The organism is uncultured Parabacteroides sp. (genome assembly GCF_905196875.1).
Classification (GTDB): domain Bacteria; phylum Bacteroidota; class Bacteroidia; order Bacteroidales; family Tannerellaceae; genus Parabacteroides.
Window position 1 is genome coordinate 1 of the sequence record NZ_CAJJWO010000031.1, and the last position, 22,091, is coordinate 22,091.

The window sequence follows — 22,091 nt, forward strand, 5'->3', positions numbered from 1 at the left end:
TTCCCTCCGATTTTAAACTGTGCAGAAGCAGTCAGGCTGACACCTGCCAGCAAAATTACTGATAATAACGTTGTTCTCATACTCAATTTTTATATATACTTAGTTTGTTTGCATTTGCAAAAATTCCATCAACTGGTTAAATGTGATATCTTTTAATATAACTCTTTTCGTTTTATCCAACAGGTAGAGGGTTGGTATCGCTTTCAGATCATATATCTCATCATTTTTCAGGCTGACAGTATTATCATATGAATTGATCCAGGCTACCGGGACATCCGGAATATGTTTACGCCAGGCTTCCAGGTCCTCATCGGGATAAACGGCAAGTATTTTCAGTTTATTATCAGACATCATTCGACCGATCAACGGATTCGCCGACAGCTGTTCTGTTATTTCTTTACAGGCATGGCAATCCGGATTGTAGAAAAATAATAAAAGATAATCGGTTTTTACATTATATAATGTACCTGTTTTCCCGTTGGCCAGGGTATAAGTAAAGTCTGTTGCCGGCTCGCCTACCTTATTCTTCAATGCAAGTTCCAGTAAATGGGCGGGACGGATCTTGTTTACTTCGTCGAAAACCGGTGCAGCCAGCACGGATTCAAGCACAGGAATATACAAAGATTCATCGCGCATCGGAGAATTAGGATCGTAAAGATACTTTTCATACAGACCGGCCATATAAGCAAAAAAGGTACTATCGGCCGTAGCCTTGTGCATCATGGCTTTGATAGAAGAAGTCGCAATTTCCGGTGCCACATATTTCATCAGGTCGATATAGTTGGTAAGGGCTTGTTCCGTAATATCCGGCAGATGGATATACGCCGTATCAGTAAAATCGAATTTATCCCAGTAATGCTGGACCAGATATTTAGCACGTTCACCCGGATCGGTAATCATACTGGGAACGGGAACCATTTCAAATGTTTTCGACGTTGTATCCTCTTTTTCTGTTTTTACCGTTTGCTGACCGTGACATGAACTAAAAATCAACGCAAATGCCAACAAGCAAAGTATTCTGACTATCATATCTTTATGTTTTATGGTACAAATATAATAGTTACTAAAGTTTCAAATATAACTTTAACCAATTATTTTACATAAAAAACCATTCTGACTTTCCTGTTTATAAAGAAATGTCAGAATGGCTTCATATCTTAATATTCAGTTTTTAACGAATAATCACCTTTTCAGTTTTCTGCCGGTTGCGGGTGATTACGGTAATCAGAGCGACTTGTTCAGGTATCAAAACGCTGAGTGAAACCGAACTTTGCCGGATAGCTCGTTTGTTATATATCAACCTACCGTTCAAAGCATGTATCTTCACTGATTCAATCGGATCGTCGACAGAACTGCTCGCCATGACTCTGCCTTTACCGACAGCAATACGTATACCCGAATCCGGAATGTCATCCTCTTTTATTTCTCCTATTCGCAGAAATAACCTTCCTTCTACAGAGCCGGTCTGGTTATCGAATGTATACTCGGGATTCTCCCTCATATTTTGCAATGTACCCGTGAAGGTATCCTGCAGATAAATATCCTGGAAAGTATCAAACGTTTCCATTCCGGACAGGCGAAGCATCAGCTTACCTTTGACATCGGTACGGATACCCAACTCAATGGGTTCCGACAAATCGCCCAACGTATGGATGGAAGCAGCCTTTCCATCCAGCAACGTATATAAAACGGCGGGAGTCATGTTGTCTTTCGAGAAGAGGGTCCACATATCCTTACGCACCTGGTACCGATTTTTCTCAAACGGCACATATTTCAGGCGGATATGACTTTGGGCAACCTGGTCGCGCAACACATCCATCCGCAATGTTGCTTCTTCCGGGCTACGGGTGGATCGCGATCGCAGAGTGATATCAGACGTTGTCATCGACATCGAAAAGTTGAATTGAAGACTGGATATCTCTCCCGTTTTTTCTACAATAAAAGATTGCATAGGTGCAATCAGATTCGGATCATCTGAAAAGACTCCCGGATTATAGGCTTCAAACGTTTCATTATCCGTCCATATATAGTAACCGCCTGTTATAGACGGATTCATTCTTTTAAATTCCCCAAAATCCAGATGTGACATAAAAGGATTCCCCAACAGAGCTGTCGTGTAAGTACTTTTATCGTCTTTCACTTCCACATCAAATCCTTCGATTTTCCTGTTCGAAGGCAGGTTGCCATCCATAGCTATACGTTGCTCATAAGTAAACCGCCCCAGACCTGTTCGATCCATTTCCTTTGTTTCCCCCAGATAGACACCATGGTAATTCCACATAGAATAAGTTGCACTGTCTTTTGGAAAACGGAAAGACTGCAATTGCTGCTCAAGATCTTCTCCATCGTAAACCCCGATAGCGTATCCCAGCCCCGGATACAATTCTTCGGTCAGTGTATTGAAAGGATTCGAGAAATCACCAGTCACCTTTGCCGGAGTATCTTGTGTCTGTGGGTTGGTCGTGTTGTATTTCATCATATAGACTGCCGGATTCTGCCGTTTTACACTTCCTTCGACAAAATAATCACCGGAATATATGGCACGCAAAGGAGCCGAGACAGTATACCAACGACCGGGTTTCACATCGAGATCGACTTCGGCAAACCGGTAGTTCAAATAATTCGTACGAGCCACGCCGCCTCCCATCTTGAATATAATGGTATCGCAAGCGGGACGGAGAGAAAAACCGGTATCATTTTGCTTTTCTTTCTGAAGATTCAGATATAACTGGCTATTGGTATAATCATTTACCAAGTTCAACGAATCCACCGTCGGTTCTATCAACAAAGGATAATGATCTAACAGGGTCGTTTGATTCACATCGATCGATCCGTTGGGAATAATCACATTGGTACAGGAACCGGGTACCCCATTATCCCAGTTACGGAAATCGTTCCAGTTATTGGCCTCTCCTTCGCCGGTCCAGGTGGTTACCTTGGGGAATAAAACAAACTCATGCGTGGACGCTTCAGTACATCCAACGGAGTTGTTAGCTGTCAACGAAACGGTATAGAATCCCGGAGCATAGTCTTCCAGCTTCAATCTCATTGTTTTTGCTGTGGTATCGGCGAGAACTGTCCCGCCTACCATCCAGGTATAACTTACATAAGGACTACTTTCACTCACTTGCGTATCCTGATTGGTAATAGTTATATACCCATCTTCATCCACATCGGAATAACAGAATGCTGTTCTGTTGCCGGCTAGTGAAGGTGCGGGAAGAATATCCACGGAAGCTGCAAAAATCAACTCGCGAGGTTCCGACACGGCCAAACAGGCATAGTTCGGAGTATCGTTGAAGGCTCCCGACTGACCTACCACTAAACGATAATATCCATTATTGGCAGCCGTAAAACGATCGATCACGAGGCTCGATTTCTCTGTCGTGATCACTCCGGAAGTCACATTACCGATGGAACCGACGGGTTGCCACGGACCGTCTTTACCGGTAGAACTGAACTCCCATCGATAATCGAGGTAATTTCCCAGGGTACCGTCATCGGTATAAGTTCCTTGCAGGATGGCCACACCTTCTTCTCTCGCACAAACATAACCGCTTACAGACGGTACGAGAGTGACGGGAGGAATGACCAGATAGATTTCGATATCATCCATCAACGCATCATTTCCACCTCCGGTACCAAAGTTATTATTGACTACTTCCAAAGTTATACCTGTTACTCCCTCCGGAACAAAGAATCTGAATCCGTATTGTCTCCATCTATTTCCTTCCGCATCGAGCATATTACCGGAAAGATATTCGGCTAATACCTCTCCGGTATCCGTATTCGTCAATATAAATTTAAGATTCACCTTCTCCAGTCCGTTCCAATTTACAAAGCTGGTAAACCAACCGGTAATAACTAACTCTATATTCCGGCATGCCCCCAGGTTAGTTAGCTGATGGGTATAGAAACGTCCGGGATTTTCCGTCGCGTTCACAGCTACCAGATAGCCATGAGTCTCATTAGGCTGGTCTTCATAAATATGGTCTGCCATCTTCATCCATCCCCCGCTACTACCTCCAGGACTTTCCTTCGTGATTATATAACCGCCTTCCGGCAAATCCTGGTCGTCTATCTTATGCTGTTCATAATCTATTTTAATGTGATCAATAGGTTCTTGCTTTACTTTCGGATCACCGGGATCTGTTCCTCCAAAACTTTCCCGGTGTATACGGCGAGCTTTTGCCGGAGATACAACAGCATCCACACTGCCACACAGATAACCCGGCTGTAAAGAGTATGCGACTCTCTTCATATCGGGAACAGGTATTCCTTGGGCGTCGCATATCTCTACCCAATATGTCCTTTCTTTAAACTGTCCTTCCGTATTTCTTTCGTTCTGGACAGACATGGTATGTGTCTTTCCGTCGGAGACTATAATAGGATCCTTAACAGCCTGCTCTGAAGGAAATTTCTGAGTATAATCATACTCGTCCTGATCGGGTAACAGATCTTCCGCACCTCCGAATTCACTGGTGTACCATTTATACGTAATCCCAGGTATTTCGGGTACTTCCATATGAATAAGCGAAGGTAAATAACCGGGTTCCCCCCTGCTCACCATTCCAGGAGAATATTCACCATTACTTCCTCTGTAAAAAGAAGCCTGTCCATCCGTCATATTATCAGGACAAACAAAATAAATTTTTGACATAGAGATGTCTTTCGGAATAAATTTAACCGGATCGGAATGGGCGGATCCATTATTTCCCGTTATCATAAAGCGATAATAAACAGGTTCTTCAATAGGTACTGTCGTATAATCGGTTGTAAAGTTAGCATTTGCATGAGTTCCGGTAGACCCGGTTCCAGTACAATTGACCCATGCACCGTTTTCAGAGCGTACCTGCCATTGGTAGGTCAGCGTACCGGTCAAATTACCGCACGCATATGACCCCGTAAGTGTTTCTTTCCGGCCGGATAATACAGGGATTTCCGCGCCTGCAGGCGTCAATATTTGTACCGGACCTAATGCCTTTATTTCAATATCATCCAGGGCAAAAGCCTTACCCCAGTCCCATTCTCCTTCCGCAAGTATGGAAAGTGTGGCAGATGTTGCACCTTGCGGTACAAAAAAGTCGATTCCATATTGTATCCAGGGGGCACTACTTCCTCCGTTAATCTCCCCGGTCGTTATTTCCTGTGTACTTCCGTTGTTGAAACTTACAAGAAATTTGAAATTCTGCCTGGTGTTAGGGTTTTTCTCCAAATTGGCAATCCAGGCTTTAAACGACAGCTTCGAGCCGGCACACAGATCAGAAAGCGTAGTCGTATAAAATTTCATGATTTCACCGTCTAATGCTTTCCTCGCATGCACCAACAAAAAGTAACCGTCTTTACAATCGGAATGATCCGTTACATCCGTATACCAGTCTGTCGTGCTTTCAGAACCTCCATTCGACCAGTAATTCGGATACACCTGATTGGTAATTATATAGTAGCCGCTTCCCGGGTTGGGTCTTACAGTTCCCGCATCTACATTTACATAATCATATCCGGGAATAACATACAAATTGTCTGCTTTATAAACAAAATTCTGTGTGGAACCACAGCCTCCGAAATCTTCCCGGATCAGATAATCGGCATCCCGGAACACTTGTACAGGCGCAGAGGTCAAAGCCCCTGTAAAATCGTTACTGGCATTACTTCCATCGATTATCGATACTCTGTAATAATAACCATCTTCCACAGGAGATACATATGTAGCGAACATTCCGCTAAGCCCTGTAGCAGAGCCATCCAAGGCCGTAATATCTGTCCATCCGCTACTGCCGTCAGCACTTTTTTGCCATCTGTATTTTATAGAAGGACTGACATATTTGTAATCCACAGCAAAGTTCACATTGGAACCGACTGTACTCCCTGATGCAGGAGAGGTGATGGTTACATATGATTCATAGTCCGTAAGGGATATGTCATCGAGGCCAAGCCAGAGATTATCGCCTACGGACGAGATACGTATTTTAACGGTACTTCCTGAATAATTACGAGGAATGTAAAACCGTACTTCTCTTTCTTCCCAGTCGTCGCTTACCTCAAATTCTACAGAATTCATTACAGTACCTCCAGCACTCTTCACCTCCAGCTTAAACTGATTACCCGTTACCTTTCCCCAAAGGGCCACCTGCCATGCTTTAAGGGAAAAAGATTGTCCCAACATATCTGTCGTTACCGGAATAACAGCTTCATAAAGGGTCTTCTCTGCTCCTGTTTTATTCACGGCATACATAAAATAGCCTCTCGAATTGTCACCTGGGAAACTATGGTCGTCAAAAACACCTTTGCCACCTCCGTCTGCATATCCCCATTTCCATTTTTCACCAGAGAATCCCGGAAGAGGTAACTGCCATCCGGCCAGTTTTGTGATCGCATATAAGGCTGCTCCGTCTACCTCCAACTCAATCGGCCTTGTACCGTAAGCCTGTTCGGCTTTGTCTCTGTTGCCTTCGGTGTTATCAGGTTGTCCGTAAGTAAAATCCGTTGTCATGGCCGGTTGTGTACCGGTCGTCATCCACCAGTCGTCCGAAGCTCCGGAAAGGGCGGTCTGATCGGTAGAGGGCCAACTTCCGCCGAAATCTTCCCTTAACAGATACTCAGTAGCTGTGTACTTTACCGTGATCACATCCGAATACAAAGTTTCACTACCGGCAGTAACCTTTAGCCTGTAATAGACATTCCCTTCCGTACTTTCCGCCGTCGGAGTGAACCCGGCTGTAAAAGATGATGCATTTCCCGATCCTGTCGCCCCCGTACCAGTAGCCGCAATCCACGAACTTCCATTGTGTTTTTGCCAGACATAGGTATAATTTCCGCTACCTAAAGGATTCGCATATTTCGCCTGGAAAGGAGTAGCAACCTGTGTATTGATTTTTGTATAAGCGTTCAATGATACGGGAGAGGTCATTTGTATGGCCTTCATGGTTACCGTAATATCGTCTACTCCAAACTTATGCATACTACCGCCATCGCCATATCCATATTGATCGACAATACTAAAAGTAATAGCTCCATCCTGTGTAGCAGCAACCGCATACGACCAAAATTTCCATTGACCGCTCGAATCATAAAATAGATCCGACGTTCTTGTCTGATTGTCCAGGCCCGCCCCCGTAGCCTGTATCTTAAAATTATATCCGCCATCCACATCTTTGTAATAAACACCGAACGTTACAAGCTCTCCTTTCCTTACATAAGGGACAGTAGTGGCATATATCTTTTTGGGAATAATACCAGCTTCCTTCACGGCTAAAAGATAATATCCGGTTCCTGTCGTATGATCGGGATGGTCATAATTATGACCGACCCAGGTTGAATTTTTAGTAATAATGCACTCTCCGGCATTACCGGCCATATTTGCTTCAGTAGCATAGCTAAAATCATAGAAATTCCAAAAACCCGGATCGGGTAATATGTAATTGCTGCTGAATACGGCTCTTTCAAAATCTTCCCTGACGACCTTTACTTTTGTTGCCTGCTGCGCTTTTACCTGTCCGCCTATCAATAATAGTCCCAGGAATATGAAGAGTTGTATCCGTTTAAAACAGATTGTCTTTCTTGAAATATTTTTCATAACCCTTATGCTTATTTAGAATATGATTGACTGATTCCTGATCAGAATATTCGAGTTACTTTTTGTCTCCGGTGTAACAGACCGGGTAGCAGTCTCTATTAATTCGGATCGGGGTATCGGCAGAACCGGTGATCCGATAGAGATCATTTTTTCTATATTCAGCTTGTACCAGTTATTCCTGACCACACCGAAACGTCCGTATTTTCCGATACCTCCCGCTTCGGAAACAGAAAAATGTTCGATCGGCACTTCATAATACATTTCACCGTTTTTATAGAATGAAAGATTAGCTGATTCAGCCGGTTCCTCGTTTTTCCAATTGGAAAAATCAAAGCCGGGATGATCCTCTTTAAACTGCCTGATAGCTTCGAGAATACCGTCCCTAAGATAGATATGAATATGTTCCGTCGTAGAGGCAGAGGCATAGATCGCCACATCCTCCGGACGAAGAATAAAAAAGGTGGTATTATCTTTGTTATAGTTATTATATTTATAATTTTCAATATCCTTATTTCCGCCTTTAAAAACGAAAAAGTCACCGATCGGTTTTAACGGAAGTGTCGGATTCACCTCCGTATCGTTCTCTCCGAACTGTTCTCTTTTAAGAATCGCTTTAAAGATAACCCGGGTCACGACATCTCTCTTTTGTTCGCTTTGAGTCATGGTATTTTCAGGTATATACACCGGTTGGGTGCTACCTTTATCCCATGACCAGTAATTATAATATTTGTATCCGGAGAGTTGCGGATACAACTTTTTAGCCGTGCTACCGGTAATGCCCGGAGTCAATTTGTCGCTACCGGATATATAGTTGAAATTATTCCCCAGGTTGGTCCCGCCTGTCCCTGAAAAACCAGAGTAATTAGGGTCCTCGGCATAAAAATATTCCCGGTCGATATCTCCCTGTTCTTCCATTACAGTGCCTCCAGCTTTATAGGTAAGATGTCTGAGCCAATAACTTTTTTTATTGACTATATCGATCTCCCAGGTCAGGTCGGTTGCTACCATATAACGTACCCGGTCAGAAACGAGCCCCAGGCCATCATACGTATGAAGATAAGGATGCGCACTACACCGTTTCGTTTTCCGGTTAAATTTACCGGTACAACCATGTACCGGACAATCGATACAATCTTCCGGTATATCGTATCCATCATCTCCCCAGGGAGCATCAAATTGGTTATTATAATCCAGCAGCATCACAAATCGTCCGTAGGGAGCTACAGCAGTAGATCTGGTATCCGGGACACCTATATAATCGCAGGTCACTTTAGCCGCAACACGTTCCAGATTGACAAAGGCCGGACTATTCTCTGCTTTCTCTTTAGTGGCATAGAAATTTCCCGGTATTAATTCGATTAGTTTCTGGGAATTCAGCATCAGGAAATAAGCCGGTTCTTCATATGTTCCCTCTGCCGTACTCACCGTTCGGAAACGGTACATATCAGAAGTATCGAATGCTGCATCAAGAGCACTGACAGGTTCCCCTTTTTCCGTTTTTTCTTTGATCGAATCATTGGGGTTAATTATGATAAGCATATCATAATTACCTCGCTCAAATGTACGGGCAGTTGTCTGAATAAAAATTCGGCTCCCATCAGTGGCCCAATTATGGAGGTCATTGCCGGTAACTATAAAATCATTGTTGTCCGGTTGCACCTGTATATCCAAATCCAGACTATATTTAACAACTCCACCATTATAAAAAACCATTCTTACCTCATCTATCAGGATTTCCGAAATACTTCCCCTCTCCCCCCCTTCGTAGGCTTTTGTATTCATATAATCATTGGGCAAAGGTATCCTCATTGCTAACGAAAAGAGATTTCCGGTTCCATTGGGAATACTTTCTTCAGGTATACCCCCGGGACCATCAATCAAGGTTTCCGTACCCGTGCAAGAGACAAGCCAAAAGGTAGCCCCCAGCATCAAAAAAATACGATATAAATACTGCTTCATTCTTCTTTTACTCAATTAATCGTTTGGTGCGGCCCGGCATAATTTTAAGTAAACCGGGACTCTGCACCTATAATTTCAAAAATTATATTATCCATATTTTCTCAGAGTTCTATACCCTGTCCCCGCTCCACCCAGGGAAGGATAGTAAATTCAACAGACAGCCAGAATTTATCTCTATCATCCGGGTCAGGCCTGTCTTTCGGTATTTCTGCTGTACCATAATTCTTGATACTGGTCAATGACAAATTATACCAACTATTACGGACAACGCCATATCGCCCATATGCCATAGGTTCACCTTGAAGTTCATCCCTGAAATGACGGATAGGCACATAGTAATAATTAGGAGCGTTTTCAGCAAAGAAGCTTACCGTTCCATTCGATTTTATAACATCTTTGGAGGTGCCGGGAACAGCTGTATATCCATTAAAGTCTCCGGCCCCCTTCATACCCTCTAAAATATCGGGTAAAAAGAGAATACTGCCATTTGCAACCTCTTCAGTTAGCACTTTCCATGTTTTACCTGCACTGGAAATAACCGTTTCCGGATCATTGTAAGCCGCATGAATCTGTTGTATATCAGTAAAAGTGAAAGCCATATTACGGTATAAAAAGTACTGGGCACCCGGTGTCAAAGCCGTTCCAAAAAACGTTGTTTTAGGAGTAATAACTGCGGATATCAGCACACAGGTAGTCACATCCTCCCATTGCTCCGACGCAGCCATTGTATTTTCTGTGACATACACTTCAGTAGGATTATCAGATGTCGAAGGAATCAAGGAAAGGGCTACGGTTCCGGATTTATAAGTAAACTCATTCGTAAGCGGAGCTGTAAGACCCGGATTTCGACTATGGCTGATCCCATCCCAGTTAGGGTCTGTGGCATACATATATATACGATTCGTAGCAATGGCTTCCTCAGGTATTGTTTGAGTGACACTCCCTGATGAAATAGTCGTTTTATCGAGCATGGGAGCCGCGTTTCTCATCCAGAATGCTTTTTTGTTAATAACATCGACATCCCATTTAATTTCGCCAATAGTCGCACCCAGTGTCGCAGAGGCAGCCTCAAGATTATTCGCTACGCTCAAAGTTACTTTAGCAACAGCACGTTCTACGTCTAATTTCACGGGTGCAGCCTCGGCTTTGACTTCGGTATCATATATATCGTTTTCAGTTACATCGGCCAACCCGGCAAAATTACTCATCAAAAAGTTGTCTCTTATTTGCTCTCCCATGGTAAGCTGGTCAACAGTAACTTCAGCCGCAGCAGTCATCATTCCTAATTTTTCACCTTCGGCTGTTAACCCTATCAAAGCTGCGGGAGGATTAATAAATACAGCAAGTTTATAATTATCTTTTACAACCGCCTTCGCTCTCGTTCTATATGTAGTAGTAGTATTCGTTCCCTGTGATATCCAGAGTATATCGCTACCCGGGGATGCCGGAGTACCGATATCCGTCAATGCAAACTGATACTTCACTTCACTATTGGCCGGATCATCGCCATTATACAAAACAATCAGAACAGACTTGACTTTATTCTCATCCGCAGTTCCATAATGCAGGGAGTCCAAAGCTTTTGTCTCCGAACCACGAACACTGCTGTTACTCAATATAAGGGAAATATAACCTACCGGATCATCTTTATCATCGGTTTTATTCTGATCGTTAATTTCATGAGAACAGGAAGTAAAGATCGTCCCAGCCGTCAAGATAGCCAAAGCCACCTTTTTGAAATACACGTATTTTATATAAATATTTTTAATCAATAAAGTTCTCATTCTGTTTTTACTCTATTCAACCGTTCAAGGTTATGAACAATCATCTTTCCCAGACATGGAAAGAATCCCTCCTGGCGTTCGATATGCCAAAAGTTCTAAAATTAAAGCCGAGGGGGTATATTATTCCCCTATGAAAACGCCCTGATAACTTTTCGACTTTTATTTTAAATTTCTATTAGTGGATTAAAAACAATATTCATTAATGTGGTCTCCACTCCATGTCGCATCTATACACCCATTAATATCACGCATCAGGTCATGATATAACGATATTACCAATAAGATTTTTCAAAAATCATCTCATATCCTCAACTAAACAACCATTTTTTTCATTGTTTTGTTGAGTTTCAAATAAACTTAGATAAAAATGCCGACAAGCATACCTTATAAAAAAGGTTTTTTTATTTATCCTCGTATACAAATAATAAGACTACTATCTTTATGTACACAAAGATAATATATTTATGGCATATAATGGATGATTTGGATTAAAAAAGGGAAGAGGAATCCCCTATTTAATATCTGTTTGCTTTTGTTACGTAAAGACACTCCTGACTTATAGGTTAATAATATACAACAAATACCTACAAAATCTATGACTAATTACTATCGTTAATATTACCGATAATTATAAGCAAAATTGTCGATAGCTATCAGTAATATTACCGGTAGCTATCGACAATCAATTTCTTGCTGATGTAATTTTGTTAAGTACCAATACTAAACGGTATCACATCATGTAGTGAGATGTTTTTTATTTGATACGGCCTGTACCGTCCAGGAAGTTCAGATAAGCTTTCTGGCCAGCCGAAACACTTACGGCTTCAGGATCGCCTCCGTTCTTCCGGTATTCTATTTTATTGTTCAGGACAATAAACTCGCTACGCCACCAGTCGGTAGCCGGAAGTTTCACGCAAAGACGCAAATTGCCGTCGGCCACAAAGGCGGGTGAAACGAACTCTCCCTCACCGGACGGAACCGTAAACCTACGGGCTTCATCGAACGTATCCCAACCGCCGGAAGGATCGCCGGTCACATAGACATCAGGAGCCAGGAATTCAAGGGTATAACTCAGTTCTTTTCCGTTCAGTGCAGTAGTAACGACCATGATATACCAGCCTGCATTCTTCACACCGATATTCTGTCCGCCACTGCCATCGTCGACACCGGATACTCCGGCATAAGAGGCTGATGCCGCAGGGACAAGACCTTCGGAGTAAGCCACCTGATTGCCGTCCCAGGTTGGTTGGGCATTGAACTTCATTGCATTATTTCCGGCGAAATACTGTACAGACCAAAACTTGCCCGGCGTATCCGTTACCGGAATCATTTCCACCCATTTCCCCCAACTGCTTCCGGAGGCAAAGTCGCCGACCAGGAACATCTGTCCCGGCAAAGTAACAGGAGGTTCCACATTATAACCCAATACTTTCGGAAGTTCGATAACATTGGACGAGATCTGTCCCGCCCCGTTATTCGTGAGAGAAGCACTCAGACGGACATACACCGGCATAGGTGTTACCGGCAGTTCAGCATTATCGTTCGATGCTTTCCACAAATCCAGCAGAGCCATCGCAAAATCAACGGCATCCACTTTCAGAAGGGGCAGCGTATAAGACGGCGACAGGGTGGCATAATTGGCATTCGTGCCGGCTGCCTCATCGGCATCTTTAAAGGTTTCTTCCAGAGAAAGCTGTACCTTATAAGTGGTCGAAGCCACATATCCGTAGTCGGGCTGCGTGCAGGTCAGTTCGATGGAAGAAAGATTCTTCAGATCATATACATCGGCTGCCTCCGCCGGGGTATCCAGATTGAACTCGGTCGGTTCCTGAAAGACTGGATTATCGTCTCTATCATCTCCGCAACCGGTCCAGAGCAATGAACCGGCTAAAAGGAGCATACATATATTCAGTTTCTTCATTTGTTTACAGATTAAGAAGTTATTATTTCAAAGATTCATATCCCGGGTTCTGATCCAGGTTCGGATTGGCTGTCAGGTCGCGGTCGCTGATCGGATAGATGTTGAAACGGCTATCGATATTGGCTACACCTTCCAATGTTCCGCCTTTATAAGCCCAAGCATAATCTTTCGTAAATTTACCGAAACGAACGAGGTCGGAACGACGCTGCCCTTCCCAATATAATTCGCGGGCACGTTCGTCGAGGATGAAATCGAGCGTCAGGTCGGCTGCTGTAATGTTGGCACTCTTATCGCCATTGGCACGTTCACGAAGCAGGTTTACGTATTCGACAGCCTGTTCCTTATTAGTTCCGGCAGCATTGCGAGCAGCACATTCCGCATAGATCAGATAGATATCAGCCAAACGGAACAACGGGAAGTCGGTATTCGGATCGGGAGTCGGCGTTACAGCGGCACCGTTCCAGCCTAAGTTTGTAAACTTATAACAAAGGTAACCGGTGTTCCAGTCCTGCATTTTCGATTCCGGGGTACGTGTTCCGGCACCGTCGAAGAAAGCATAACGTTTGTCTTTCTTGACAAGGCTACCATGACTGTCGGTTCCTGCATCCGGGCTTCCGCTGAAGAATTCGATCATCTGCTGCGTCGGCTTCAGGCAAGTCCATGAAGAAGACATTCCGAACCAGGTTTGATCCATATCGCCACCATAAGCAGCAGCTGTCAGCATGATCGTGCTACCGAAACTCTTCGCATTGACGTTATCGAAGGGGATCGCATAAATAATTTCGTTCTTATGCATCCCGGTCAGGTGATTTTCACCACAGAACAGGTTGGCATAATTATCTTCCAAACCGAAGCCGGCATCGATCACTTTCTTTGCATAGGTAGCGGCTTTGTCGTACATTGGAGTGCCGGTGTACACTTCCGCATTCAGATACATTTTAGCCAGCAATGTGTTGATAACCGGCTTCGTTACACGACCATAGGTCGCCATAGAAGGAGTTTCGTCCAAATTGCCGTTTTCGGAAAGGTCGAGCAGTTCAGCTACGATCTTATCGAAAACAGCCTGTGCTCCTATCTGCGACGGTTTCCATGATTTGTCGTCCGTAGGGCTGTCGTCCCAGACAACTCCCGGATTACGGTAGAGGTCGATGAGGTAATAATAATTCATCGCACGCAGTCCGCGTACCTGATCACGGTATTTTCGAACATCAGGGATGTTGTCCCCTTCGGAATAAACATCCAAGAACTCTTTACAGTAACGGACATTCAACATGGCACGCTGATAGAAAGAATAAGCATACGGCAAGGTATAATCCCAGTTTAACTGGCATAATTCGACGATACCTTCGTCCGCCCAATTCCAGATTGCCTCATCGGAAGGGAATAACTGCAAAGAAAGTAATCCGCGGAGGAATACCAGCGAACCCTGGTCGCCGCCCTGCAAGTCAGGTTCGACATTCGTATCGGACGAGTTACCCGACAGGCCGAAGCCGGAATATATCTTTGCCAGGAACGACTGGCAATCGGCTTCGTTATGAATAGAATTGCTGGATTTATCCAGGATAGGCTCCTGATCGAGGTCTCCCAGACAGGAAGTAGCCCAGACGCAACATAAAGAAGCAATGCCTAACGATATATATTTTTTCAGTTTCATGATCAATACGTTTTAGAAATTAATGTTAACTCCGAATAATACAGTCAGCGGACGGGGATAGACATTGTTGTCCATACCATCGTTTACCTCAGGATCCAGGCCGTCATATTTAGTGATAATGATCGGGTTCTGTACGGTAGCGTAGAAACGGGCATTCCAGCCGGTCTTGATAAACTTGTCGACATTATATCCCAGTGTGATATTATCTATCTTCAGGAACGAGGCATTCTGGATATAGTAATCCGACAGACGCTGGCGTGACTGGAAACCGGTCTTCAACGCTGATACCGGTTTGTTGCTCAACGCATTGTTACCGAACAATTCGTTGACGCCCAATGCAGCATTGGCAGCTGTTGCGTTAAAGTTGTAATTACCCAGGCTGACACGTCCGTTGAAACCGAGATCCCATTGCTTATAAGTAAACTTCGAATTGAAGCCCATCAGGATATCCGCTACCGGATTCTTATAACGGTAGAGGTCGTTGTCTGTTATCACGCCGTCGCCGTTACGGTCTACATATTCGCCTTCGATCGGATTGCCGGCGTCATCATACACCTGCTGGAATACATAGAATGAACCCGGAGCATATCCTACACTATGAATTTTGAGACGCAGACCGCCATCACCACCAGTCGACTCGTAACGTTTCCCGGGAGAGTCCGAGTTATCGTTGTAGGTCAGTTCGGTGATCTTTGTTTTGTTGTAAGCGATATTGAAGCCCAGATCCCAGCTGAAATCACGGCTTACGACCGGACGGGTATTGATAGAGAACTCAACGCCCTTGTTTTCCAGTGAACCGATATTCGAAACCACATACTCGGCAAAGTCCGTTCCGGCGGGAACGTTCACCTCGGCATTGATCAGGTCTTTCGTCTTGCGGTAATAACCGTCGATAGCACCGGTGATGCGTCCGTTGAGGAAGCCATAATCGAAACCGACGTTGTAAGTCGTTGTTGTTTCCCATTTCAGATTCGGGTTGGCTGCCGTGGGAGCCATTACATTGACCCAGGTTACATTGCCTGCCGCATCATAAGTCGGATACATCGCTCCACCCTTTCCGTCACGGTAGAAAGAAAGATACGGATAGTCGCCCTGGTTGATATCCTGCTGTCCAGTGACACCCCAGCCTAAACGCAGCTTCAGTTCATCCAGCTTGCTGAAATCTTTCATGAAACCTTCTTCATTGATCTTCCATCCCAATGCCAGTGAAGGGAAAAGACCCCAACGTTTGTCTTTGGCGAAACGGGAAGAGGCATCGTCACGCAGGGTGAACGTCAACAGGTATTTATCCATCAACGAATAGTTCATACGTCCGTAGAAAGAAGCAAGTACATATTTCGTATCGGTTTCCTTAAACTCATTGCTTACCGTTGTGTTCTGTCCGAATGTTTCGGGCTTACGCGACAGATAGTAAGTTACATTATCCGTCTTTGACTGGTAGCTCTGGTAAGAGTATCCTGCCATGATGTCGAAACGGCTGGCAAGGGTGGGCAATTCTTTCGCGTACTGTGCATAGAAATCAAACAGTTTGTTGTTGTGCGAACTGCCATAGATGCGGTTGCTTCCGGTGGCATCATCGTCCGGCTGGTAAGAACCGGGAGCGTTCGGATCGATATATTTCGAACCGTCGACAGTGGCATAGTCGATACCCATATTCATATTGAAACGTAATTCCGGAAGGAAGTGCAGTTTATAATCAAACTGCGCATTTCCGATGAACGACTTAGCAGTCGAACGATCGTTCACCATTTCCAGCATGGATACCGGGTTAACTCCTGCCGAAGTCGCTCTTGTTCCGTCAGGCATATAATCGCCCGTCCAGGTGAAAAAGCCGCCGAACTTACTGTTATTATATACCGGCTTGGTCGGGTCGAAAGAAACGGCACTGCCCAGAGCGCCCGTATCGGCAAAACGGTTCTTGATATAAACGCCTTTACCGTTCAGGTTTACATGCAGATGATCGTTGAAGAAAGTCGGGGTCAACGAAACACTTCCCGTATAACGCTGGAAATTGGATGTCTTCAGGATACCGTTCTGATCGGTATATCCGAAAGAGACACGGTAAGGCATAAACTCTTTTACGGAGCCGTAGGCACTGATATTATGATCGGTAGAAACAGCTGTGCGCAATACCTCATCCTGCCAGTCTGTACTGACACCCGGATGCAGGTTCAATGCGGTCAACATACCTTCGGTCGTATTCGGTGAATTCGTTATATAATTGCGGAACTCATCAGCACTCATCACATCCACGGTGTTACGCTTGGTGCTGATTGACATATTTCCGCTATAATTAATCTTCACGCTACCGCTCTTACCTTTCTTCGTCGTGATGATGATAACACCATTCGATGCACGGGAACCGTAGATCGCCGTAGCCGAAGCATCCTTCAGGACTGTAAAAGACTCGATATCGGCCGGATTGATCGTACTCAGCGGGTTACTCAAGCCGTCGGGGGCAGTGTTGCTCATAATCACACCGTCGATAACCACCAACGGATCGTTCTTAGCCGACAGGGAGGAGCCGCCACGAATACGGATCGTCGACGATGAACCGGGCTGTCCGGTAGAAGAGGCCACAGATACACCAGCCACTTTACCCATCAACATATCCTGCGGGCTGACCTGCAATCCCCGGTTCTTTTCGTCCGGTTTAATGGCAGTAACAGATCCGGTGGCGTCGTTCTTCTTTACCGTACCGTAACCGATAACGACTACGTCTTCCAACATCTGGGAGTCTTCTTCCAGCAAAATATTCATATTCGCGGTAGCCGGAAGTTCCATTGCTTTATAACCGATAAACGAAACCGAAAGAATATCTCCTTTGGATGCAGACAGAATAAACTGGCCGTCTATATCGGTAACAGTACCGTTCGTCGTACCTTTTATTATCACATTCGCACCGATAACCGGTTCTCCTGTCGGATCTTTCACAACACCTTTCACTGTTATTTGCTGGGCAAAAACAGAAAGAGACATACATAAGCCTGCGATCAATATCAACAAGGCTTTAAACCTTAAATGTTTCATGTACTTAAATTTAAGTTCTTTACAAGTTTACTTAATAACCTTAACAATCCTATTGCCTTACAGACTTTTTAACCCTTTTAGTTCTTTCGGGTTATTCACTTCCTGAATACTGATAGCAAAACCACCTCCGCTGGCAGCCTTCAAATTCAACTTACTCTTGTTTGTCAATATACCTTTCTTAATAGTATATGCCTGTGGATTATTTTTCCAGTCGGCATCTTTTGCATCGGCATATACCACAGCCACATATTTCTTTCCCGGATCGAGGAAGTCGAAAGACAGGCGGGACTCATGTCCGTTCTCATCTGCGGTACAGCCTACAAACCAGTTGTTCGCTCCTTTTTCCTTGCGGGCAATCGTGATATAATCGCCCGGCTCTGCTTCCAGATAAAGGGATTTGTCCCAGTCGAGAGCTACGTCTTTGATGAACTGGAAGGCATCGGCATATTGCTCGTAATGTTCGGGAACGTCGGCTGCCATCTGAAGCGGACTGTACATAGTCACATAAAGTGCCAACTGGCGTGCCAGCGTAGAACGAACCTGTGATGTGTTCGATGGATTCATCGCGCTGCAATGAGTTTCGAAAATACCCGGCGTATAATCCATCGGGCCACCGATCAAGCGGGTGAAAGGAAGAATCGTCGTATGATCGACATTGTTACCGCCGAATGATTCGTATTCTGTTCCGCGAGCCGATTCGTTGCCGATCAGGTTCGGATACGTGCGGCACAAGCCGGTCGGGCGGGTAGCTTCGTGAGCATTTACCATAATCTTATAATCGGCAGCTTTCTTTACGGCATACAGGTAATGGTTACACATCCACTGTCCGTAATGATGTTCGCCGCGAGGAATGATGTCGCCTACATAACCGCTTTTCACACTGGTATAACCGTTGTCTACCATAAACTGATAGGCCTGATCCATGTGGCGTTCGTAGTTGCGGACAGAAGCGGAAGTTTCATGATGCATCATCATCTTTATGCCTTTACTTGCTGCATAACGGTGTATTTCCTGTACATCGAAATCGGGATACGGAGTGACAAAGTCGAATACATAGTCCTTGCTTTTACCGAACCAGTCTTCCCAACCTTCGTTCCAACCTTCCACCAGAACGGCATCGAAACCGTTGGCGGCTGCAAAGTCGATATAACGTTTCACATTGGCGGTATTGGCAGAGTGGCGACCGTTGGGTTTTGTTTTTGAATAATCGGTTTCGCCCAGTTTTACGCTGCTCAGCTCGTCGGTATAAGCCCATGTTCCTTTATTAGTGATCATATCCCACCATACACCGATATATTTGGTCGGTTTAATCCACGATACATCATCCAGTTTACAGGGTTCATTCAGGTTCAGTGTAATGCGTGAAGCCAGGATATTACGGGCATCATCGCTTACGATAACCGTTCTCCACGGTGACTGGCAAGGGGTTTGCATATAGCCCTTATCGCCTTTAGCATCCGGAGTCAGCCACGATTCGAAAGTCATCGTTTTATCATCCAGATTCAGATGCATGCAGGAATAGTCTACCAAAGCTGCTTCATGCAGGTTGATATATAATCCGTTATCCGACTTCATCATCAACGGAGTCTGTACGCCGGTTTGGGAGAAAGGTGTTTGTGAGGAGTTAGGAGTAACAGCTTCTTTCATCAAACCGCGGATTTCGCTCAGGCGGGAAGTCATAGTGCTGTATTCCTGTGTATCATAATCGCCCGGCAACCAGAATGTTTTATGGTCGCCCGCCATGGCGAACTGCGACTTTTCTTCTTTAATAACAAAGTAGTTCAACTCTTTCTGTTGCGGAAACTCATAACGGAACCCCAGTCCGTCGTTGAACAGACGGAAACGGACTACAATAGAACGGTCGTTGGAAGGTTGTTCCAGTGTAACAGCCAGTTCGTTGTAGTTATTCTGAATTTCTTTTTCCTCGCCCCAGACCGGTTGCCAGGTTTCATTGAAAGAAGAGGTCTTCGTGTCCTTTATCTGAAAACCGTTGTACAGATTGGTTTTCTTATCCAGAGCATCTACGTCCTTGCGCTGTTTGAACTCAAAGTCGACAGCGGCATCCGCATCTTCTTTCTTCAATTCCAGACCCAGGTGGCTGGGTTTGATCACTTCTTTTTGTTTATAACTCAATTCATAAACGGGTGAACCTTGTGCATCGAGACGGAAGTCCATTTTCAGGTTTCCATCCGGCGACAACAATTGCTGTGCATAACTGATCGTGCTGCACCCGAGCAGGGCGATCATCATTAAAACATTACTTCTCATGGTGTTATTATATGATTTAATTAACTTTTCCGAATTCAAGGATCAACACGCCTTTACCTTTCAGCGGCAAAGAGGTCTGTACATCTATCTGCCGGTCGTTCAACAAGTCGTAAGCCCGACGAGCGGGAAGAACTTCCTGATAAGGAGTCAGGTCGACCGTCCGGTCAGCTTCAGAACCATTCAGGAATACGACAACGGAGTGATTTCCATACTTACGTTCATAAACATATACTTCGTTCTGCGTAATAAAATGTTTAAACGCACCTTTGGCTATCGCATCATTACCTTTTCGCCAGTTGAGCAGCTTACTTATATATGTATAGGCTTCGTTCTGCTGTGGGGTACGACCGGCAGGAGTAAAAGCGTTTTGCTTGTCACCACTCCATCCGCCGGGGAAGTCACGGCGTAGAACGCCATCGCCTTCGGCTTTATCGGCTGCCATCAGTATTTCCGTTCCATAATAGATCTGCGGGATACCGCGAACGGTCAGCAGGAAGGCCAGAGCTTGCTTGTAACGGTTCAGGTCGCCTGTTGGCGGTACTTTATAGAAACGGGATGTATCATGGTTGTCGAGGAACACTAAAAGATTCATAGGGTCGGCATACACGATATCCTGTGTCAGGTAATCATAGATGCGTGCCAGTCCCCTATCCCAGCTGTTCGTCTCTTCATCGAATGCCGACGACATGATATTCATCAATGGGAAATCCATTACCGAAGGCAGGTAAGAATTCCGGGGATAGGCCACTTTGCTATCTTTCTGCCAGAAGGAGACACCTACATTATTTCCGATCCACGTCTCTCCTACGATATTGAAATCAGGATATTCAGCATTGACAGCCCTGCACCAGCGTGCCATCATATCGAAATCGGCATACGGATGCGTATCCTGACGAATACCGTTGATCCCGGCGTATTCAATCCACCAGATACTATTCTGGATCAGGTAAGAAGCCACGTGCCGGTTGCGTTGGTTCAGGTCGGGCATCGACTGGGTGAACCAGCCGTCTATATTCTTTACTTTATCATAATCCGAACGGTAAGCATCAACCTGCGGCATCGTCTGATAACCGGTCTGCACAAAATTATCCTGGAAGTTGAACCAGTTGTCGGACGGCTTATCGGTAAAGAAGAAATGTTCGCTTCCGCAGTGGTTAAAGATCATATCCATTACGATCTTCAATCCTTTATCATGGGCTGCACTAACCAGTTGGCGAAACTCTTCATTATCACCGAAGCGAGGATCGACTTCATAATAATCGGTAATGGCATAGCCATGATAAGAACCCTCTGCCATATCGTTCTTCAGAATAGGATTCAGCCAGATGGCGGTAACGCCCAGGTCGGAGAAATAATCCAGATGATCGGCTATCCCTTTCAGGTCACCGCCGTGGCGAGCGTACATATCCGTACGATCCACTTTCGACTCGCGCATTCCCGGAACAACATCATTCTTCGGATCACCGTTAGCGAAACGGTCGGGCATAATCAGGTATAAAACGTCTGAAGCATGGAAACCTTCCCGGGCGGACGAATCCTTTTCACGTTCTTTGATCTGATAAGGGACGATCGTTTGTTCCCCGTTCTTTGTCAGTTGAATGTTGAATTGTTGCGGAGCTGTTTCCGACAGATCCAGATAAAGCAGTAAGTAATTCGGATTTTGTAGTTTCACGATTTCTTTCACGCGAATATCGGAAGCAGTTATCGATACGCTATCGGTTGCGATATCCGTACCGTATAATAAGATTTGTAGTTCGGGGTTCTTCATACCCGACCACCAGAAAGCAGGTTCCACTTTCTGAATCTTTATACCTGATAAAACAGGCAGGCAAAAGCCCAGACATAATACAAAGGTTACAATTATCTTTTTCATGGAGCGATTTGTTGGTGAACGATGCA

General features: G+C 44.8%; 9 protein-coding genes. All 9 read right to left on the reverse strand.

The window, feature by feature from the left end; translation table 11 throughout:
* Window positions 1-99: 99 nt before the first annotated feature.
* A complete protein-coding gene (locus QZ076_RS11855; RefSeq protein ID WP_293713520.1) occupies window positions 100-1,029 on the reverse strand; it encodes a DUF5106 domain-containing protein in 930 nt (309 codons plus the stop codon).
* A 142-nt stretch (window positions 1,030-1,171) separates the two neighbouring features.
* Window positions 1,172-7,576, reverse strand: a complete 6,405-nt coding sequence (locus QZ076_RS11860; RefSeq protein WP_293713521.1) for a hypothetical protein — start codon at window positions 7,574-7,576, stop codon at window positions 1,172-1,174.
* A 15-nt stretch (window positions 7,577-7,591) separates the two neighbouring features.
* Window positions 7,592-9,535: a fimbria major subunit gene (locus QZ076_RS11865; RefSeq protein ID WP_293713522.1), complete on the reverse strand. Its 1,944-nt coding sequence runs from the start codon at window positions 9,533-9,535 to the stop codon at window positions 7,592-7,594.
* A 101-nt stretch (window positions 9,536-9,636) separates the two neighbouring features.
* Window positions 9,637-11,319: an Mfa1 family fimbria major subunit gene (locus QZ076_RS11870; protein WP_293713523.1), complete on the reverse strand. Its 1,683-nt coding sequence runs from the start codon at window positions 11,317-11,319 to the stop codon at window positions 9,637-9,639.
* 754 nt (window positions 11,320-12,073) lie between these two features.
* The gene (locus QZ076_RS11875) at window positions 12,074-13,240 is read right to left on the reverse strand and encodes a SusF/SusE family outer membrane protein (RefSeq protein ID WP_293713524.1); all 1,167 of its coding nucleotides are present in this window, start codon (window positions 13,238-13,240) and stop codon (window positions 12,074-12,076) included.
* Window positions 13,241-13,262: 22 nt separating this feature from the next.
* A complete protein-coding gene (locus tag QZ076_RS11880) occupies window positions 13,263-14,894 on the reverse strand; it encodes a RagB/SusD family nutrient uptake outer membrane protein (protein ID WP_293713525.1) in 1,632 nt (543 codons plus the stop codon).
* Window positions 14,895-14,906: 12 nt separating this feature from the next.
* Entirely contained in the window at window positions 14,907-17,924 is a 3,018-nt protein-coding gene (locus QZ076_RS11885) for a TonB-dependent receptor (protein ID WP_293713526.1), read from the reverse strand.
* Between the two features lie 57 nt (window positions 17,925-17,981).
* Window positions 17,982-20,192 carry a glycoside hydrolase family 97 protein gene (locus QZ076_RS11890; RefSeq protein WP_293713527.1) on the reverse strand — a complete coding sequence of 737 codons (2,211 nt, stop codon included), beginning with the start codon at window positions 20,190-20,192 and terminating at the stop codon, window positions 17,982-17,984.
* A 16-nt stretch (window positions 20,193-20,208) separates the two neighbouring features.
* A complete protein-coding gene (locus QZ076_RS11895) occupies window positions 20,209-22,065 on the reverse strand; it encodes a glycoside hydrolase family 13 protein (RefSeq protein WP_293713528.1) in 1,857 nt (618 codons plus the stop codon).
* Between the last annotated feature and the right edge of the window lie 26 nt (window positions 22,066-22,091).

Bases quoted from the DNA above. Each gene is read 5' to 3' on its own strand.
- QZ076_RS11870 (WP_293713523.1), bottom strand. From the start codon at position 11,319: ATGAGAACTTTATTGATTAAAAATATTTATATAAAATACGTGTATTTC.
- QZ076_RS11890 (WP_293713527.1), bottom strand. From the start codon at position 20,192: ATGAGAAGTAATGTTTTAATGATGATCGCCCTGCTCGGGTGCAGCACG.
- QZ076_RS11855 (WP_293713520.1), bottom strand. From the start codon at position 1,029: ATGATAGTCAGAATACTTTGCTTGTTGGCATTTGCGTTGATTTTTAGT.
- QZ076_RS11860 (WP_293713521.1), bottom strand. From the start codon at position 7,576: ATGAAAAATATTTCAAGAAAGACAATCTGTTTTAAACGGATACAACTC.
- QZ076_RS11865 (WP_293713522.1), bottom strand. From the start codon at position 9,535: ATGAAGCAGTATTTATATCGTATTTTTTTGATGCTGGGGGCTACCTTT.
- QZ076_RS11895 (WP_293713528.1), bottom strand. From the start codon at position 22,065: ATGAAAAAGATAATTGTAACCTTTGTATTATGTCTGGGCTTTTGCCTG.
- QZ076_RS11875 (WP_293713524.1), bottom strand. From the start codon at position 13,240: ATGAAGAAACTGAATATATGTATGCTCCTTTTAGCCGGTTCATTGCTC.
- QZ076_RS11885 (WP_293713526.1), bottom strand. From the start codon at position 17,924: ATGAAACATTTAAGGTTTAAAGCCTTGTTGATATTGATCGCAGGCTTA.
- QZ076_RS11880 (WP_293713525.1), bottom strand. From the start codon at position 14,894: ATGAAACTGAAAAAATATATATCGTTAGGCATTGCTTCTTTATGTTGC.